Genomic DNA, 18,653 nt, shown 5'->3' on the forward strand with positions numbered 1-18,653 from the left:
CATGTCTAACAATCCGCGTAGTAAACTTACCAATATTCGTTCATTGTGTGCGGGATAATAGACTTTATTTACTAAAGTTTACAACATGATTTACCGTGATGTGCCTATGACGACAACGATCCAGCCAGGCCGCCGAACATTGATTGGCGCCAAGATTTCACCGCCGACACCGCCTACCGGACTGCTGTCGCGGGAAAAGTTCACCGACCAGCTGCACGAGACGGAGCCGGTTGGGCTGATACTCGTCCATGCGCCGTCTGGTTATGGCAAGACGACGACGATGGCCGAGCGACTCGCAGCGCTCGACGCCGATGCCGCCTGGTACCGCCTCGATGCCCAGGACAACAACGTCAGTCAGTTTGCCGCCTACCTTGCGCAGGCACTGGACAACTGCAGGCCGGGTATCTGTCAGTCCACGCTCGAAACATTGGCTTCGACGGGTTTCGACAGTATTCAAGCTTTTCTCACAGAGCTGCTTGCTGAACTGCCGCTGGATAGTGCGCCGCTGTATCTGGTGCTGGACGACTATCACCTCATCAACAATCAGGAAGTTCATCAGGCGGTCCGTTTTCTGCTGCGCCATTTGCCCGCGTACGTCACGCTGGTGATGCTGACGAGAACACTCCCACCCATTGGCACTGCACAGCTGCGCATGCAGGGCCGCATGCTCGAGCTGAACGCCCGCGACCTTGCTTTCTCTGCTGATGAAGCCCAGACCTATTTTGAACAGCGTCTGCGATATGAAGTGTCGAGAGAAAGCATAGAAAGGGCAGTCAGACGGGTGGAAGGCTGGGTATCCGCGCTGCAGCTGCTCGCCAGTAGTGCACCGACCAGTATCGATTTCAACAATTTCGTCGAGCAGCTGCAGGAAGGCACGCAGCATCTCTTTGACTACTTCGACGAGCTGCTGCGCTCCAGCCTGTCACCAGAGCAGCGTACCTTCCTGCTGCGCACCAGCATCCTGGATCGTTTCAATGCCTTCATGGTCATGCGAGTGACCGATGACAACGATGGCCAGGCCTTGCTGAGTAGTTTGTTGAATCTTGGCCTCTTCGTGATTCCGCTGGATAGCAGTGGACTCTGGTTCCGCTACCACCCGTTGTTCGCGACCTATCTGCGCCATCTGCTGAGCTGTTCGACCCACGAGCAAGTCCCTCACCTGCACCAGCGTGCCAGTGATGCCTGGCTCGAACTGGAGCAATACGAGGACGCCGCTCGTCATGCCGTTATTGCCGGAGACGCGGGCCGGATAACGCATATTCTCCTGAAACAGGGCCGAGACTTCTTTACCCAGGGTCAGTTCACGATGCTGCAGCGCTGTCTTGATGCACTCGACCGCAGCATCGTAGCCAACGAACCCATTCTCACGCTGCTAAGAGCCTGGGTCGCGCAGAGCCAGTACAAGTTCGACGAGGTCGAAACCTGGTTGGCGGCCGCTGAAGCAAAGCTGCAGGAAAATCTCAGTGCCGACGATCTGCGTACCATGCATTGCGAATTCAGTGCAGTGCGGGCACAGGTCGCCATGAACTATGGTGATTCCTCTCGCGCACTGGCGCTGGCCAATGAAGCGCTGGATCATGAAGCACGCTATTTGCCAACCTCGAAGGTAGCCGCTGCGTCGGTCATGGGCGAAGCGCTCTTTGTTCAGGGCCATCTCAAGGATGCGCTGGTGCGGATGCAGGAAACCGAGCAGATGGCGCGTGCGCATGGCGCGCATCAGAACGTCTTGTGGGCACTCTGTCAGCAGTCGGAGATCAGCGTGGCGCAGGGCTTTCTGCAGAAGGCGTATAACATTCAGGATCGCGCATTCCAGTATGTGGAGGACTACCAACTCTATCAGCTGCCCATACTAGAGTTCCTGCACCGCATCCGTAGCCAGATCATGTGGGAATGGCACCTATTGGACAACGCTGAGAGCGGTGCCTTGAAAGGCATTGAAATACTCGAAGCGCAGGGTGAGCGCTGGTACGTGCAGAGCTATATTTCACTGGCAAAAGTAGCGCAGTCACGAGGGCGTCAAAGCCTGTCGGCCGACTATGTACAGAAAATCCAGAAGATGCTGGCCTGTGGCGACTATCACCTCGACTGGCTCGCCAATGCCCACACCACCATGCTGGCGTTCTGGGAGGCTGTGAGAGATACCGAATCGGTTCAGCGCTGGCTCACGATTGCGCCGGCGTATACAGTCGAAACAGCCACCAATCACTTTCAGCAGTGCAATGCGCGCAACTGGGCACGGGCCTATATCAGCCTGGGCCAGCTCGATAAGGCTCAGCCGATACTTGAAGGGCTGCAAAAGGTCGCCGAGCGCTTTGGCTTGCAGACTGACCTCAACCGCAATCACATCGCCCTGGCCCAACTGCACTGGCAGAAGGAAGATCGTGAGCAAGCCCAGTATCACCTTACTCGAGCCCTCAGGCTTGCCAGCACGACAGGTGCCGTGGGTAGTTTCCTGCGCATGGGCAAGGTGCTGATCGTAATCCTGAAGGCGCTGATCAACGAGCAGCGTATTGAGGGCATGGAGCTGCAGCGGGCCGAACGCCTCATCCAGTTGGCCAAGCAGCAGCGGGACTTCAGCAAGTCGATCCGCATCACCCTGGACGAAGCCATCATCCAGGACATCATCAATCGTCCAGATGTGCCGGAGCTTATCCGCACCTCACCACTTACACGTCGTGAATGGCAGATTCTCAGCCTGATTCACGCCGGGCTATCGAACGATCAGATCGCAGAACAGCTGAAGGTTGCGGGTACCACGGTCAAAACGCACATCCGTAGTCTGTACCAGAAGCAGAACATCACCAAACGCTCTGAAGCGATCGAACTGGCGCGTGATCTACTGAGCAAGATACAGGGGGAGTAACACCCCCCTCCCCACCCTCCCCCCCTCTACGCCAGCAAAAACCACGGCAGGAGGATGAACTCGGGCTCGCCAAGGCTCACCATCGAAGCACTCATAAAAACAAGCCTGTCGCTTCCGGCGCGGGACAAGAGAGGCAAGATGCAAAAGAATCCCAACTGGTGGCGCGGCGCGGTCATTTACCAGGTTTATCCCCGAAGTTATTACGATTCCAATGGTGATGGTATTGGCGACCTGCCAGGTGTCACGGCGAAGCTGGACTATATTGCCAGCCTCAATGTCGATGCCATCTGGTTGTCGCCCTTTTTTACTTCACCGATGAAGGACTTCGGCTACGATGTCTCCGACTATCGCGGTGTCGACCCCATCTTCGGCACCCTGGAAGATTTCGATACGCTGCTGGCTGAAGCGCACAAGCGCGGCCTGAAGATCATGATCGACCAGGTGTTGAGCCATTCGTCAGATCAGCATCACTGGTTTGCGGAGAGCCGCCTGAACCGGACCAATCCGAAAGCCGACTGGTATGTCTGGGCTGACCCCAAGGCCGATGGTTCGCCACCGAACAACTGGCTCTCGGTCTTTGGCGGCTCCGCCTGGGCCTGGGATAGCCGACGCAAGCAGTATTACCTGCACAATTTCCTCGCCAGCCAGCCTGATCTCAACTTCCATAACCCGGAGGTCGTCGAGCAGGTATTGGCCGATGTTCGGTACTGGCTCGAGCGTGGAGTAGACGGCTTTCGTCTCGACGCTATCAACTTCTGTTTCCATGATCAGCAACTGCGGGACAATCCAGCTCGCGAAGAAGCTAAAGATGGCTCCATGGGCGTGCGCAAGGAAAATCCCTACGCCTACCAGAGCCATGTCTACGACAAGACGCGCCCTGAAAACCTGGCTTTCCTCAAGCGCTTCCGCGCGCTGCTGGAAGAGTTCCCGGGCACCACTACCGTGGGCGAGATCGGTGATGACAACTCCCTTCAGGTCATGGCTGACTACACCGCTGATGGTGACAAGCTCCACATGGCGTATTCATTCGATCTGCTGACTGAGCAGCACAGCGCCGAGTTCATCCGCAGGACGGTCGAAGGCATCGAGTCGAAGATGAGTGATGGCTGGCCTTGCTGGGCAATCGGCAACCATGACGTGGAGCGGGTCGCTTCTCGCTGGCAGGCACAGTCAGATGTGCATATCAAACTCTACATGACCCTGCTGCTTACCCTCCGCGGCAGTGTCTGTATCTACCAGGGTGAAGAGCTGGGTCTGACGGAAGCCGAGCTCACCTTCAAGGATCTCGTCGATCCATATGGCATCAATTTCTGGCCAGAATTCAAAGGTCGCGACGGCTGCCGCACACCAATGGTCTGGCAACCAGATCTCATCAACGCAGGGTTCTCCAACAACAAGCCCTGGCTGCCGGTGCACCATGCGCACTACAGCGCGGCGGTTCATGTTCAGGAAGCTACCGAGACGTCTGTACTTCAGGCTTACCGTGAGTTCATGGCCTGGCGAAGCCGTCAACCTGCGCTTACCGTGGGCGACATCGAATTCCACGATAGCCCAGCCGATACCTTGCTTTACAGCCGTACAATGGGCGACCAGCATCTGCTGATTGCGCTGAACATGAGCGCCAAACCGGTCACCATACCGGTAAGCCAGAACGTCAGCACGATAGCCGATGGCCCAAGCGTCGAGTCCGGCGAATGGCAAGAGGGTCAGGTTCGTCTACCAGCGCATGGCGTGAGCATCGCTGCCGTACGCGGCACCAGAGCCTAAAAGAGTCACCAGAGCGAGAATCACGAATATGGCCAGCGTCACCCTAAGGAATATATTCAAGTGCTACGGCGATGCCGAAGTCACCAGGAACGTGAGCATGGAAGTGAAAGACGGCGAATTCGTCGTCTTCGTCGGCCCCTCCGGCTGCGGAAAATCCACGCTCTTGCGGATGATTGCCGGGCTCGAGGAGATCAGCGATGGCGACCTGTTCATCGGTGATCGCAAGGTCAATCATCTGGCGCCGAAGGATCGGGAAGTCGGGATGGTGTTCCAGTCCTACGCGCTGTATCCCCACATGAACGTCGCAGAGAACATGGCCTTTGGTCTGAAGCTCGCGAAGACGGACAAAAAGGAAATCGATCGGCGCGTTACGGAAGCGGCCAGGCTGTTGCAGCTGGAGCCACTGCTCGAGCGTAAGCCAAAGGATCTCTCCGGTGGTCAGCGCCAGCGTGTGGCCATCGGTCGCACCATTGTGCGTGAGCCCAAGGTCTTCCTGTTCGACGAGCCCTTGTCCAACCTCGACGCCTCGCTGCGCGTGCAGATGCGTATCGAAATTTCGAAGCTGCACAAGCGTCTTGGCGCCACCATGATCTACGTTACGCACGATCAGGTCGAAGCCATGACCATGGCGGACAAGATCGTCGCACTGGATCAGGGTTGTATCGCGCAAATCGGCAAGCCGCTGGAGCTCTACCATTACCCTGCTACGAAGTTCGTAGCTGGTTTCATCGGCTCACCGAAAATGAACTTCATTCCCTGCACCGCGCTCGATAGCGACAGCCAGCACGTGACCATCAATCTGCCCGGCGGAATGAGCCTGAAGCTGGCTGTGAACGGTTCGGAAGTCACGACTGGCGAAAGACTGACGCTCGGTATTCGCCCGGAGCATTTTACTTCGGCAGACGAGGCTGAGCTGGTTTTTAACGGGATGGTGACCGTCGTTGAGCGACTTGGCTATCAGACCCTGGTGCACCTGGATGTTGAAGGCATTGATTCAGTGTTGACGATGCGTACGAGCGGCGGCAACCCCGTGCAGGAAGGCGAAAGCCTCGCCCTGGGGCTCAGCGCCCGTCAGTGTCATTTGTTCCGGGAAGATGGAAATGCCTGTCACCGTCTGTACAAGGAGCCCTGCGTAGATCTTTGAGTTTGAGCTTGTTCAGGCGGTGAGCTTATGGTGATGGTCCTGTGACCATCACCTTTTTTTTGCCTGCGAGTTTTGGTGGTTTTACTGAAAGGCGGGATGAGCTTGTGCAGGACGAGAGAGAAAGGAAAAGGGCGACGGATGCCGCCCTGGATCGGCGAACTGGCTAGCCCTTCACCCCACCAGCAGTAAGCCCACCAACGATCCACTTTTGGCAATACAGGAACACCAGCGTTATCGGCAGGCCTGAAAGCACCGCCGCGGCAGCGAAATCGCCCCACAGATAATTCTGTTCATACAGATACTGCTGCGCCCCCACCGCCAGCGTGAGCTTGTTGGTATCGACCAACAGGATGGAAGCCATCGGGTATTCCATAATGGTCATGATGAACGCCAGTATGAAGACCACCATCAGAATCGGCACCGACAAGGGCAACAGAATGTATCGGAACGCCTGCCACGGTGAGGCACCATCGACTACTGCCGCTTCCTCGAGTGAACGATCTACCGAATCGAAATAACCCTTGATGGTCCAGATATGCAGCGCCATCCCCCCAAGCGAGGCGACGATGACCGCGCCATGCGTGTTCAGTCCCAGCCAACTCACATGGTTGCCAATCTGGTTGAACAGGGCGTACAGCGCGACCAGGGTCAGCACCGGCGGGAACATCTGCAGAATCAGCATCGACTTAAGAATGAAGCTCTTGCCGGCGAAACGCATGCGTGCGAAGGCGTAGGCGCTGGTTGTCGAAAGCAGAAGGATCAGGATAGAGGAGACCACTGCGATCTTGATCGAGTTCCACAGCCACAACAACACCGGGAACGGCGGCTGACGCACCACTCCGTTATCTTCGGTATAGGGGATGCCCAAGGCCAGAGACCAGTGCTCCAGCGAAGGATTTTCCGGCAGCAGGCTGCCGGTTGCAAAGTTACCGCTGCGGAACGAGATCGAGATGACCATCAGCAGGGGGAACAGGATGATGGCTATGAAGCACAGCATGCCTAAGTGGGATGCCCAGACCCGGTATTTCGTTGAGGGCGGTTGAACCATGGCCATAGTGGACTCCTTACACCTTGATCTTGGACAGTTTCAGGTTGAGTAGCGACAAGGCCCCCACCAGCAGGAAGATGATCGTTGCGATGGCTGCAGCCAGACCAAAGTTCTGCCCGGAATCCTGGAAGGCAATCCGGTAGGTGTAGCTCACCAGCAGGTCGGTCGTACCAGCCGGCGTACCCGCACCGATAATATCTGGCGCCCCGCCCGTCAACAGCGCTATCAGCACGAAGTTGTTGAAGTTGAACGCAAAGCTCGCCACCAGCAGAGGTACCAGCGGCTTGATGATCAATGGAAAGGTGACATTGAGCAGATTGCTGAGTGGCCCTGCGCCGTCCATTGCTGAAGCCTCATAGAGATCTCGCGGAATGGACTGCAGCAGACCCATGGTCAGCAGCATCATGTAGGGATAGCCCAGCCAGGTGTTGACGATGAGAATCATCGTACGGGCGAGCGTAGGATCGCTGAACCAGTCTGGGCGAATGCCGAACACGTTCTCCAGTATAAGGTTGATTTCACCGAAGTTCTGGTTGAACAGGCCCTTGAATACCAGAATCGAGATAAAGGCAGGTACCGCATACGGCAGAATGAACATCGTGCGATAGAAGGCCTTACCCTTTATTTGGTCCCACTGCAGCAGATTCGCCAGCAGCAGCCCCAGCAGCAGTGTGAAGACGACTGTCGCCACTGCGAAAACGATCGTCCACAGGAAGATCTGCAGGAAGGGGTCACGGATACCGGGATCAGTCAGCACCTGAAGATAATTGGCGAAACCAATGGTGACGGACCAGCCGGGTGTTAGCCTGTCGCCCTCCGCGCTTTGGTAAAAACCAGTGTCGTGATTGGGATAATAAGTGACGCCGGTACGGTTATTCACCAGCTGCTCACCGCCCGCAAGGCTGTAGAGCGGGTGCACGGCCGCAAAGGCACGCAGATTCGCCTGTCTCAGTTCGCGGCCGTCCTCGGTGGCCAATACCACCTTACCCAGCGCCTTCCGCAGCTTGATAACATCGCGCAGTGGCAATGCTTCACCAACCGGCTGGTCCGTGGTTGCCGTAACAGGAACTGGCTCAAGCTTTTCGGTCGCGTCCAGCGAGAAGGGCGCTGAGCGGAGCGTCTGCGTCGGTGCATCCAGATAGACGACATAGCCTTCCGGCTGCTCGAAAAGCTGATACTTGTAGCGGACGGCTTCCGATTCATAAGTCCGGCTGAGCAGGCTTTGCTGTACTCGCTCATGACTCAGCAGGTTATCCGCACTGAAATTGGTAAAACCGATACCAACCGTATAGAGCAAGGGGAATATGACGAACAGGGTCATCCCCGCCAGAGACGGATAGATATATCGGTGGGCGTAGAGCCGCTTGTCGAAAAACACAAACACAGCGGAGCCAGTCAGCACCAGGAACAACAGTGCAAACACGAACTCACCCTGGGCGTAGAGCGCCAGGATAAGATAGAGCGCCAGCCCGATAATCAGGGCTGAGACACCAAACTTGATAATGCTTCGCTTCATGGTCGGCCTGCTGGCAAAGTCCGAAGGGGAAAGCGCTTGGGTAGACATGGTGAGGCACTGCTCCACTTATTGTACGTTGTTAACGGCTGATGCGGGAGCTTGATGTATCCGAACCGCACTGCCTCACACCTTGCGGACATCGGCAGTGAACAGGGAAGATTGATCTGGTTGGACCTTCGGCAGATGGCGAGCCGGCACCTGGATAGTGCCGGCTCGCCTCCCTCAGCTACAGGGTGCTGGCGCGAAGCCTAGCGGGTTATGCGTTTTGCAGCGGTATCGAGCGCATCATCGACTGACTGACGTCCGGCGGTGATGTTTTGCAGGGCAGGTCCCATCGATGACCAGAAAGCACCCATTGCAGGTACATTAGGCATCGGCTCGCCGAGCTTGGCATTCTCGAAGGTCGCCTTGATGTGCGCATTGCTCTGCGACAGCTCTTCCATCAGCGCCTTGTTCGCAACGGCACCGAGCGGTACGTCGTCGTTCACCATTTTCAGACCCTTCGTGGTGAGCGCGTAGTTCTCCAGGAATTCGACTGCAAGATCCCGGTTCGGACTAGCCGCGTTGAGCGTTGCCGCCATGACACCGACCATTGGCTTCGGCGCCTTGCCATTGATGGTCGGCAAGGTGGTCACACCGAAGTCGATGCCGCTCTTTTCAAGGTTGGCCCAGGCCCATGGTCCACTGATCATGAGCGCCAGTTCACCCTTGTTGAAGCGGGAGTCCATGGCACCGTAATCGGCACCGCGTGGCATGACGCCTTTCTCGATGAGATCTGCAAGGACCTTGGCACCAGTTTTCGCGCCTTCGTTGTTGACGCCAGTGTCCTTGACGTCATAGCCCTTCTCGGTTTCCTTGAAGATGTAGCCACCATCAGCTGCCAGCAAGGGCCAGGTGAAATAAGTGTTGTTATAGTCCCAGAGGATGGCCTTCTTGCCATCTTTCGCCAGCTTCTGATCCAGCGCAGGAATTTCTTCGAAGGTCTTGGGCGCCTCGGCAACCAGCTTCTTGTTGTAGATCAGACCGATTGACTCCACCGCCATTGGGTAGCCGTAAACCTTGCCGTCGATAGAGACAGCATCCCAGGTGAAGTCGAAGATCTGGTCCTCAACACTCTTTGACGGGCTCAGTGGCGCGATCAAACCACTCTTGGCCCATTCACCCAGTCGATCGTGTGCCCAGATAAAGATGTCCGGACCATTACCGGTGGCAGCAGATTGCTGGAACTTGTCAGTTGCGCTGTCGGGATGGGCGACTTCTACAGGAATACCGGTTTCCTTGGTAAACCACTCGCCGACTTCCTGCAGACCATTGTAGCCTTTGTCGCCGTTGATCCAGACGACAAGCTTGCCCTCTTCGATTTCGGCATGAACTGGTGCGATAGCGCCAAGCGTGAGCAGCGATGCTGCGATGGTGTTACGGATGAAATAACGTGGTGTCATATGACTGTACCTCTGATGAGTGCTTATTCTTGTTTTCGGCCTGTCTCGCTCGCTTGGCTAGAACAGATGCCGGTCAGAACGCTGAAATTTGCTGCGAATACCCCGAATGCTCCGCGAAATGCGCCGAGACCGCATCAGCCCTGATTTTATTACCCGAGGCGTAGAGTGGGGGAGTAGTGTCACTAGCGATTTCCACCTACTCAATACCCCATTTTTTTGTTCTGATGCAGGCTGCATCCATTTGTCCAGCGCCCATGTATCAAGGCTTCAGGGCAGACATAACCATAAAAACCGGAGCTCGTACCCCATGCTGTCGTCCGCATCCAACTATCCTCTAAGCTTACTGCTCGCGACCCTGCTCGGCATCCTGAGCGCCTGTGCCAGTACCGACATTTCACCTACCCGCTGGGTGAGCGCGAGCACTGATCAGGGCAATATTCCGCTCGAGTACACTGACGGCGGCGACGAACGACGCGCCACGGGCACATTCTCGGCAGGCTCGGTCACACTTGACTTCGGTGGTGACAGTCAGGGACCGGCGAAGACGGCTAAACCCTTTGTCAAGGTACCCTTTGAAACCCTCACTGGTGCCTATACGCTGGACCTGCCGCGTGATGGCCGCTACCAGATTCGCGTGTATGAAGGTGAAGAACCGCACTTTCGCGTCACACCTGCACCTGCCAAGGTCGTTGCAGCGCCAGCACCGCCGACCGACAGCCCGATCAAGAATGATGGGATCTGTCTGGCCAGTGAGGCACCAATCACGGTATCCGTAGGAGAAGTCTTCAAGGACGGTGAATGGGTCCGCGATTTCTACTCCGGCGTTCGCGCCGAGGTCGTCGACGGTGAAGTCACCATGACGCCAGCGGCATCGGCGGAAGGCTTGCTGTTGCTGGAGCCCGTCGATAACACCACAGCCTCATTCACCTGGAAAGGCGCGACAGTCTACTTCGTGGTCACTGATCGTTTTGCCAACGGCCGACAAGACAACGATAACAGCTACGGCCGCAAGCCTGATGGCGAGGAAGAGATCGGCACCTTTCACGGCGGTGACCTGGCTGGCCTTACGCAGAAGCTGGACTACCTCAAGGCACTCGGCGTCAATGCCGTCTGGATCACGCCACCTTTCGAGCAAATACATGGCTGGGTAGGCGGCGGCGATCGCGGCGACTTCAAGCACTACGCCTACCACGGTTACTATGGTCTCGACTTCACCCGTCTCGACGAGAATTTCGGTACCGAGGCAGAACTGAAAACGCTGATCCAGGAAGCGCACAACCGTGACATCCGGGTGCTGGTCGATGTGGTCATGAACCACCCTGGCTACAGCACACTGCAGGATATGCAGACATTTGGCTATGGAGGGCTGCAGGATGGCTTTGCGCAGCACCTGCCGAAAAACTGGGGCGACTGGGCACCGCAGTCCTACGAGAACTATCACGCCTATCATGCCCTGCTCGACTACGACCACCCGGACTGGAGCAAGTGGTGGGGCAAGGACTGGGTCCGTGCCGGTATTGCTGATTATGACAATCCACCGACAGTACGCATGGACGAGCGCCGCGGCTCCCTCGCCTTCTTGCCTGATTTCAAGACCGAAGCAGACAAGACGGTCGATCTGCCTGTATTCCTGCAGAACAAGGCCGACACCGGCGCACGAACGCTGGAGAATGCCACCGTTCGAGATTATCTCACTACCTGGCTGACCGACTGGGTCCGCCGCTATGGCATCGATGGCTTCCGGGTAGACACAGTCAAGCATGTAGAGCCGGAGGCCTGGCAGGGGCTCAAGAAGGCTGGGCAGCAGGCGCTGGATGAGTACCGGGCCGCCAACCCGGATCAGCCCTTGCCTGCAAAGGACTTCTGGATGGTCGCAGAAGTATTTCCGCACTCGGTCACTCGCAGTGAGTATTTTCAGAGCGGCTTCGACGCCGTGATCAATTTCGACTTCCAGAGTGAGAGTGCACGCGATGGCGCTCGATGCCTTTCGAATCTGGAGCCCGTCTTCGCCGAATATTCGCAGAAGCTGCACGGTGACAAACCCCTTAACGTGATGAGTTATCTCTCCTCTCACGACACCCGTCTGTTCAGCCAGATGCATGACGATCCGCGCCTGCAGAAGCGAGCTGCATCAACCCTGCTGTTGCTGCCGGGCACCGTGCAGATCTACTACGGCGACGAAAGCGGACGCGAGTTCGGGCCAACAGGTTCCGACCCACACCAGGGCACGCGCTCCGATATGAACTGGGCAGCCATAGAGGCTGGCGAGAAAAAAGAGCTGCTCGAACACTGGCGCAAGCTGGGTCAGTTCCGTGACCGGCATCCAGCGCTTGGCGCAGGCGAACACAAGATGCTCGACCAACAGCCCTATACCTTTGCCCGTACGCTCGAAACACCCGAAGGGGCCGACCGAGTCGTGGTGGCCTTTGCTGAGGCGCAGAAATGAGCTTCGCGCGGCAGACGGCCGCCAAGGAACCCACCATGCCTAAGCTGATCATGGGCATGATGCGCCTGTTCGACTATCCAGAGCTCGCTTCGCCAACAGCATTGGCACGATGGATCAATGAACGGCTTGATCAGGGCCTGGACACCTTCGATCATGCTGACATCTACGGCGATGGCCGCTGCGAACTGCTCTTTGGTGCAGCCTTGCAAGCGGATCCGGCCCTTAAGAAACGAGTGCGAGTCATCACGAAAGCCTCGATCATACTTCCCAGTCACGACAGCTCGCCCTGGCGCATCAAACACTATCGGGGCACAGGCTTCCATCTGCGAAAGGGCATCGACGATGCGCTTGGCAGGCTCAAGATGGAGCAGATAGATACTTTCCTGATCCACCGCCCCGATCCGCTGGCTGATACTGAAGACATGGCTCATGCGCTCGAAGAGGCGGTGTCTGCAGGCAAGATCAAGCGAATCGGGGTGTCCAACTTCCTCCCGGAACAGTGGCGATGGCTACAGGCCAACACGACACTGCCGCTGCTTTTCCAGCAGAGTGAGCTGTCACTATTGGCCACCGAGGCGCTTTTCGACGGTACGCATGAAGCGCAGTTGCGGGATGGTCTACGCTGGCTGGCGTGGTCGCCTCTGGCCGCTGGACGCCTGCTCGAAGGCGGGATAGGACGAGCGCTGGCCGATGCACATGCGGTAACCGGCATGTCGCCTACCGCATTGGCGATAGCCTGGATAGGCCGCATACCGGGTGCACCTATTCCGGTGCTAGGCTCGATGCGTACAGAGCGAATCCAGGAAGCGCTGAGTGTCGAAGGCGAGCAGTTGCCGAGAGAGCTCTGGTTCAGCCTGCTGGAGGCCGCCCGAGGTCACGAAGTAGCTTAAGGTACTGGCCCCGGGCCTGCTCAGGATCAGGACCGGGGCCTCTGTCAGACCTCCTGGTTGAGCAGTGCTTCGGCAGCCCCAAGCAGACCCGTATAGGGCTCAGTTACTACAAAGACCGGCGTCGATTGCATCAATGGGCGCATCCGACCCTTGTCTTCAAAAGCCGCTCGGAAATTACTTTCAGCAAGAAACTGAACGAACCGCGGCACGATACCGCCGCAGAGATAAACGCCACCCAAGGCCCCGATAGTCAGCGCTGCATTACCCGCTACGCGCCCGAGAATTTCGCAGAAATGTCGCAGGGTTGCTCTCGCCAGCGCATCAGAGGCTTCGAGCGCAGCCGCAGTAATGCGCTCGGGCGAGTTCAGTGGCGCGGCCACACCCTCGATTTCAGCACGTGCCTGATAGAGATTCAACAGACCCTGACCGCAGAGGATGCGTTCAACCGAGACTCGCCCGAAACGCGCCCGCAAAATCCGTAGCACCGCCATTTCCCGGTCGTCGACAGGGGCAAAATCCACATGCCCGCCCTCGGTCATCAGAGGCACCCAACCCTCCCTGATCGGCACGAGCCCAGACACCCCGAGCCCTGTACCAGGCCCAATTACCAGCTTCGCACGCGCGGGATCGCCACTGCCGCCACAAACCTTCGTGAGCTGCTCCGGCTTCACGTGAGGCACGCCAAGCGCCATCGCCGTAAAATCATTGAGGACCTTGAACTCACGCCAGTCGAAGTGGTTGCGTGTCTCTTCGATGGAGAAGCGCCAGTGATTATTGGTCATTCGCACTTGCCCGCCTCGCACTGGCGAGGCCACAGCGATGCAAGCCTTGCTGACGCGGTCGACACCGGCTCTTTGCAAGTAATCCGTCACAGCCACATCAAGATTCTCGTATTCACTGCACGGCAAAATTTCCACCGCTGTCGGCTGTACTTCCCCAGCCCGCACCAGCGCCAACCTGGCGTTGGTGCCACCAATATCGCCGACCAGTGCCAGCTCTTCCGTGATCATCATGAGTCGTGATTCCAGAGGAAGCTCGCGCCCTCTTCCGGGCTACTGGCGGCTCGGCGCATCCAGCCGAACATCTCCCGACCGTAGCCAGTCCGGGCAGCTTGCAGATCTGCCGTGACAGGTGTTCTGTCCGAAAGGGCATCGTCGCTCACGAGCACACTCAGCTCACCTCGGTGGGCATCCAGACGAACAATGTCGCCGTTCTTCACCCGTGCGAGCGCCCCGCCCTTCGCAGCCTCAGGATAGACATGGATGGCAGCGGGCACCTTGCCAGATGCGCCGGACATACGACCATCAGTCACCAACGCCACTTTGAAGCCACGATCCTGCAGCACACCAAGGTACGGCGTCAGCTGATGTAGCTCAGGCATGCCATTGGCGACTGGCCCCTGAAAGCGCACGATGACCACGCAATCCTTGTCCAGTGCGCCAGACTTGAACGCCGCGGCGAGATCATTCTGGTCATCGAAGACCACCGCCGGCGCCTCCACCACCTGATGGGCTTCGGCGACCGCAGAGACCTTGATAACGCCACGCCCCAGATTGCCTTCGAGCAGCTTCAGACCACCCTCTGGTGCGAATGCTTCGGTGACTGTCGTGAGCACGGTTGGGTCACCGCTCACTGGTCGTGCTGGCGCCCAGTACAGCTTGTCGTTATCAAGCGCCGGCATTCGGGTAAAGCGCTCCAGCCCATGGCCGATGACTGTCTCGACATCATTGTGAAGCAGACCTGCCTCGAGTAGCTCACGAATGAGGAAGCCGGTGCCCCCTGCTTCATGAAAGGCATTGATATCAGCCTGGCCATTCGGGTAAATCCTCGTAAGCGAGGGCACTGCCGCTGAGAGCTCTGCGAAGTCACTCCAATCGATGATGATGCCGGCCGCGCGGGCGATGGCAATCCAGTGAATCGTATGATTCGTCGACCCACCGGTCACCAGCAGGGCAATCAGCGCGTTGACGATATTTTTTTCGGCGACCACGTCACAAAGCCCCTGGGTGCCACCATTAGGCTGTGACAGGCGAATAACCTGTTCAGTTGCGGCCACAGTAAGCGCATCTCGCAGCGGCGTCCCTGGATTGACGAAACCTGAGCCTGGCAAATGCAAGCCCATAACCTCCACCAGCATCTGATTGCTGTTGGCGGTGCCATAAAAGGTGCAGGTGCCTGCGCTGTGATAGGACTGGCTTTCCGCTTCGAGCAATTCGTCCTTGCCGATCTTGCCCTCGGCATAGAGTTGTCGAATGCGCTGCTTTTCCTTGTTAGGTAGTCCGGAGCCCATGGGGCCCGCCGGCACGAGTATGGCCGGGAGATGTCCGAAACTGAGCGCACCGATCAATAGCCCCGGTACGATCTTGTCACAGATCCCCAGCAGCAGTGCCGCGTCGAACATGTTATGACTCAGGGCCACCGCAGTGCTCATCGCAATCACATCACGAGAAAACAGACTCAGATCCATACCTGGTTGCCCCTGGGTCACGCCGTCGCACATGGCGGGCGTACCGCCGGCAACCTGTGCCACTGAACCCATGCCGTTGGCAGCCTTGCGAATGATATCGGGAAACCCTTCATAGGGCTGGTGGGCGGACAACATGTCGTTATAGGCCGACACGATCCCGACGTTGGCCTTGTTGACCAGCTTGAGGGTGTCCTTGTCGGCCTGACCGCAGGCCGCGAAGCCGTGAGCCAGGTTGCCACAGGACAAGGTGCCGCGAAGTGGACCGCGCTCGCGCAGCTGACTCATTCGCTCGAGATAGTCTGTCCGGGTGGCGCGGCTGCGTTCGATGATGCGCGCTGTGACCCTGGCTACGGTTGGATTCATTAAAGCTTTCCTCGTGTTGGACCCCACAGCAGATCGGGCACCGCCTGATCAGGGATCGTCAAATAAACTATTTGGTAGTTATTTTACTTAAATTTAAGCAGCATTCCACGAAAAACGCTGCACTATAGGAATTATGTTTGTTATATTTACTATATCTAGAACCAATACACAGCCAATAACAATGAGCCGAGGAGGCCCGACATGACCATTCGCATAGCTATCAACGGGTTTGGACGCATAGGGCGCAATGTCCTTCGCGCACTGTATGAAGGTGAGTACCGGGAGGCGGTGCGCGTGGTCGCGATCAACGACCTCGGCGACGCGAAAAGCAATGCCCATCTGCTGAAGTACGACAGCGTGCACGGGCGTTTCGCTGGCACTGTCGAGAGCGACGCCGACTCTATTACTGTCAATGGGGACCGCATCACCATTACGGCCATTCGCGATCCGCAGGCCTTGCCGTGGGGCGAACGTGGCGTCGACGTGGTCCTGGAGTGCACCGGCCTGTTCACCAGCCGGGAAAAAGCCGCCGGGCACATCAAGGCGGGCGCGAGAAAGGTTATCATCTCGGCACCCTCGGAAGATGCCGATGCCATGATTGTCTATGGCGTCAATGAACACACCCTGGGCGCTGACCACGAAATCATTTCCAACGCCTCCTGCACGACCAATTGCCTTGCACCGGTCGTTCAGGCCCTGCATAGCAGCATCGGCATCGAGAGCGGCCTGATGACGACGATTCACTCGTATACCAACGACCAGAACCTCAGCGACGTCTATCACAGCGACGCTTATCGCGCGCGCTCTGCGACTCAATCACAGATACCAACGAAGACTGGCGCAGCCGCTGCCATTGGCAAGGTCCTGCCGGAACTGAAGGGCAAGCTCGACGGTATGGCAGTGCGCGTGCCAACCATCAATGTGTCATTGGTAGACCTGAGCTTTGTGGCCAACCGCGACACCAGCGCCGAAGAAATTAACGAGATTCTGAAAAAGGCTGCGGATGGCTCAAAGATCCTGGGCTATAACGATCAGAAGCTGGTCAGTATCGACTTCAATCACGATCCAAGATCCAGCATCTTCGACGCCAACCACACCCGTGTGAATGGCCGGCTCGCCAAGGTCATGGCCTGGTACGACAACGAGTGGGGCTTCTCCAACCGCATGCTCGATAACGCGATTGCACTGATGAAGGTGGCGCGCTCATGAGCACCACCAAGCTGAGCACCAAGGACGGCGCTCCCGCCCTTCGACGCACGAAGATCGTAGCCACGCTGGGACCAGCCACCAGCTCACCCGAGTCCATCGCTGCCATCATCAAGGCTGGCGTTGATGTCGCCCGACTGAATTTTTCGCACGGCAGCGCAGAACAGCATCGCAACAATGCCGAGGCCGTTCGTGAGGCTGCGCGTGCCCAGGGTCGTTTCGTCGCGATTCTTGCAGACCTGCAGGGACCCAAGTTGCGTATCGCCCGCTTTACGGACGGGAAAATCAGTCTCCAGGCGGGCCAGCAGTTCGTTCTGGACGCAGCCATGGACAAGGAAGCCGGCACCGAAGAGCGCGTTGGTATCGACTATGAACAATTGATCGATGATGTCAGCCCCGGCGATGTACTCGTCCTGGATGACGGGCGCATCGAACTTGAAATTCAACAGATCGAAAACCGTGCCATCATCTGCAAGGTATTGATCGGTGGCCCGCTCTCCAGCAACAAAGGCCTCAACAAACGCGGCGGCGGCCTGTCTGCGCCGGCGCTGACCGACAAGGACAAGGCCGACCTCAAGACTGCTGCCAAGATCGGCGCAGACTATGTTGCAGTCTCGTTCGTCCGTACCGCCGAAGATATGCATACCGCTCGAGCGCTCCTTAAGGAGTGCGGCTCCAGCGCCGGCCTTGTGGCGAAGATCGAGCGAGCGGAGCTGGTTCACGATGAAGCGGCACTGGATGCGGTCATCGAAGCCTCTGAAGTGGTCATGGTTGCGAGAGGTGACCTGGCCGTGGAGATTGGCGACGCCGAACTTGTGGGTGTGCAGAAGCACATCATCGCGCGAGCCCGGACCCTGAATCGCATTGTCATTACGGCGACGCAGATGATGGAATCGATGATTCACAATCCGATGCCGACGCGCGCCGAAGTCTCCGATGTCGCGAACGCCGTGCTCGATTATACGGATGCAGTAATGCTCTCTGCCGAAACGGCGGTTGGCGAATATCCCGTGCAGACCATCGAAGCCATGTCGCGGATCTGCATCGGTGCAGAGAAACATCCATCGACACAAACCTCGAAGCATCGCATACACGAAAGTATGGCCAGGGTGGATGAGTCCATCGCACTATCGGCCATGTATGCAGCCAATCATCTCAAGCAGATCACTGCAGTCATCTGCATGACGGAGACCGGAGCGACGCCGCTGATGATGTCGCGTATCAAGTCCAGTCTGCCAATCTTCGCGCTGTCGCGTCGCCACGATACCCAACACAAGGTTGCGCTGTACCGCGGGGTACAGACGGTACCTTTCGATTCAGAAGAAATGCCGAACGATCGCATCAATGCCGCTGCGGTAGAGGAACTCGTGAATCGCAAGGTGGTCAAGGCTGGCGATCTGGTCATCATCACCAAGGGTGACTATGCCAACGCCCAGGGCGGCACCAATACCCTCAAGATCGTCAGCGTCGGCGACAGCATTCGCTAGTTCGCTCTAAGCTA

At 57.5% G+C, this 18,653-nt stretch carries 12 protein-coding genes; 7 read left to right on the forward strand and 5 right to left on the reverse strand.

The genetic code is table 11. The features are described from left to right. Positions 1-106 precede the first annotated feature (106 nt). The 3 genes from malT (at position 107) to malK (ending at position 5,774) form a co-directional block, all read left to right on the forward strand. On the forward strand, positions 107-2,863 hold the full coding sequence (gene malT, locus ACH3PB_RS15155) for an HTH-type transcriptional regulator MalT (protein ID WP_416396200.1): 2,757 nt from the start codon (positions 107-109) through the stop codon (positions 2,861-2,863). Between the two features lie 138 nt (positions 2,864-3,001). Further along, positions 3,002-4,630: an alpha-glucosidase gene (locus ACH3PB_RS15160; RefSeq protein WP_416396202.1), complete on the forward strand. Its 1,629-nt coding sequence runs from the start codon at positions 3,002-3,004 to the stop codon at positions 4,628-4,630. A 28-nt stretch (positions 4,631-4,658) separates the two neighbouring features. Continuing rightward, positions 4,659-5,774, forward strand: coding sequence for a maltose/maltodextrin ABC transporter ATP-binding protein MalK (gene malK / locus ACH3PB_RS15165; protein WP_416396204.1), 1,116 nt, complete (start codon positions 4,659-4,661; stop codon positions 5,772-5,774). Positions 5,775-5,937: 163 nt separating this feature from the next. Here malK and malG read toward each other — a convergent pair whose 3' ends face one another. The 3 genes from malG to malE all read right to left on the reverse strand — a co-directional run bounded on the left by malG (position 5,938) and on the right by malE (position 9,780). Continuing rightward, positions 5,938-6,828, reverse strand: a complete 891-nt coding sequence (gene malG / locus ACH3PB_RS15170; protein ID WP_416396206.1) for a maltose ABC transporter permease MalG — start codon at positions 6,826-6,828, stop codon at positions 5,938-5,940. A gap of 10 nt (positions 6,829-6,838) precedes the next feature. Then, entirely contained in the window at positions 6,839-8,338 is a 1,500-nt protein-coding gene (malF, locus tag ACH3PB_RS15175; protein ID WP_416396208.1) for a maltose ABC transporter permease MalF, read from the reverse strand. Positions 8,339-8,586: 248 nt separating this feature from the next. Then, positions 8,587-9,780 carry a maltose/maltodextrin ABC transporter substrate-binding protein MalE gene (gene malE / locus ACH3PB_RS15180; protein ID WP_416396210.1) on the reverse strand — a complete coding sequence of 398 codons (1,194 nt, stop codon included), beginning with the start codon at positions 9,778-9,780 and terminating at the stop codon, positions 8,587-8,589. A gap of 307 nt (positions 9,781-10,087) precedes the next feature. Here malE and ACH3PB_RS15185 point away from each other — a divergent pair, with 307 nt between their 5' ends. Both ACH3PB_RS15185 and ACH3PB_RS15190 read left to right on the forward strand, forming a co-directional pair. Then, entirely contained in the window at positions 10,088-12,226 is a 2,139-nt protein-coding gene (locus ACH3PB_RS15185; protein ID WP_416396212.1) for an alpha-amylase, read from the forward strand. Positions 12,227-12,261: 35 nt separating this feature from the next. Continuing rightward, positions 12,262-13,116, forward strand: coding sequence for an aldo/keto reductase (locus ACH3PB_RS15190; protein ID WP_416396213.1), 855 nt, complete (start codon positions 12,262-12,264; stop codon positions 13,114-13,116). A gap of 44 nt (positions 13,117-13,160) precedes the next feature. Here the strand turns inward: ACH3PB_RS15190 and ACH3PB_RS15195 are convergent, their stop codons facing one another. Continuing rightward, positions 13,161-14,126 carry a glucokinase gene (locus tag ACH3PB_RS15195; protein ID WP_416399471.1) on the reverse strand — a complete coding sequence of 322 codons (966 nt, stop codon included), beginning with the start codon at positions 14,124-14,126 and terminating at the stop codon, positions 13,161-13,163. After that, positions 14,126-15,946: a phosphogluconate dehydratase gene (edd, locus tag ACH3PB_RS15200; RefSeq protein WP_416396215.1), complete on the reverse strand. Its 1,821-nt coding sequence runs from the start codon at positions 15,944-15,946 to the stop codon at positions 14,126-14,128. Before edd ends, ACH3PB_RS15195 begins: the two co-directional genes overlap by 1 nt. Before the next feature lie 201 nt (positions 15,947-16,147). On the opposite strand from edd, the gene gap reads away from it, so the two are divergent. Together gap and pyk are read left to right on the forward strand one after the other, a co-directional pair. Then, entirely contained in the window at positions 16,148-17,155 is a 1,008-nt protein-coding gene (gap, locus tag ACH3PB_RS15205) for a type I glyceraldehyde-3-phosphate dehydrogenase (RefSeq protein ID WP_416396217.1), read from the forward strand. Next, positions 17,152-18,639, forward strand: coding sequence for a pyruvate kinase (gene pyk, locus ACH3PB_RS15210; RefSeq protein WP_416396219.1), 1,488 nt, complete (start codon positions 17,152-17,154; stop codon positions 18,637-18,639). Before gap ends, pyk begins: the two co-directional genes overlap by 4 nt. Positions 18,640-18,653: the final 14 nt, after the last annotated feature.

The sequence above is a fragment of the Allohahella sp. A8 genome, from assembly GCF_047946665.1.
Classification (GTDB): Bacteria; Pseudomonadota; Gammaproteobacteria; order Pseudomonadales; family Oleiphilaceae; genus Allohahella.

Bases quoted from the DNA above. Each gene is read 5' to 3' on its own strand.
- malT (WP_416396200.1), top strand. From the start codon at position 107: ATGACGACAACGATCCAGCCAGGCCGCCGAACATTGATTGGCGCCAAG.
- ACH3PB_RS15160 (WP_416396202.1), top strand. From the start codon at position 3,002: ATGCAAAAGAATCCCAACTGGTGGCGCGGCGCGGTCATTTACCAGGTT.
- malK (WP_416396204.1), top strand. From the start codon at position 4,659: ATGGCCAGCGTCACCCTAAGGAATATATTCAAGTGCTACGGCGATGCC.
- malG (WP_416396206.1), bottom strand. From the start codon at position 6,828: ATGGCCATGGTTCAACCGCCCTCAACGAAATACCGGGTCTGGGCATCC.
- malF (WP_416396208.1), bottom strand. From the start codon at position 8,338: ATGAAGCGAAGCATTATCAAGTTTGGTGTCTCAGCCCTGATTATCGGG.
- malE (WP_416396210.1), bottom strand. From the start codon at position 9,780: ATGACACCACGTTATTTCATCCGTAACACCATCGCAGCATCGCTGCTC.
- ACH3PB_RS15185 (WP_416396212.1), top strand. From the start codon at position 10,088: ATGCTGTCGTCCGCATCCAACTATCCTCTAAGCTTACTGCTCGCGACC.
- ACH3PB_RS15190 (WP_416396213.1), top strand. From the start codon at position 12,262: ATGCCTAAGCTGATCATGGGCATGATGCGCCTGTTCGACTATCCAGAG.
- ACH3PB_RS15195 (WP_416399471.1), bottom strand. From the start codon at position 14,126: ATGATCACGGAAGAGCTGGCACTGGTCGGCGATATTGGTGGCACCAAC.
- edd (WP_416396215.1), bottom strand. From the start codon at position 15,946: ATGAATCCAACCGTAGCCAGGGTCACAGCGCGCATCATCGAACGCAGC.
- gap (WP_416396217.1), top strand. From the start codon at position 16,148: ATGACCATTCGCATAGCTATCAACGGGTTTGGACGCATAGGGCGCAAT.
- pyk (WP_416396219.1), top strand. From the start codon at position 17,152: ATGAGCACCACCAAGCTGAGCACCAAGGACGGCGCTCCCGCCCTTCGA.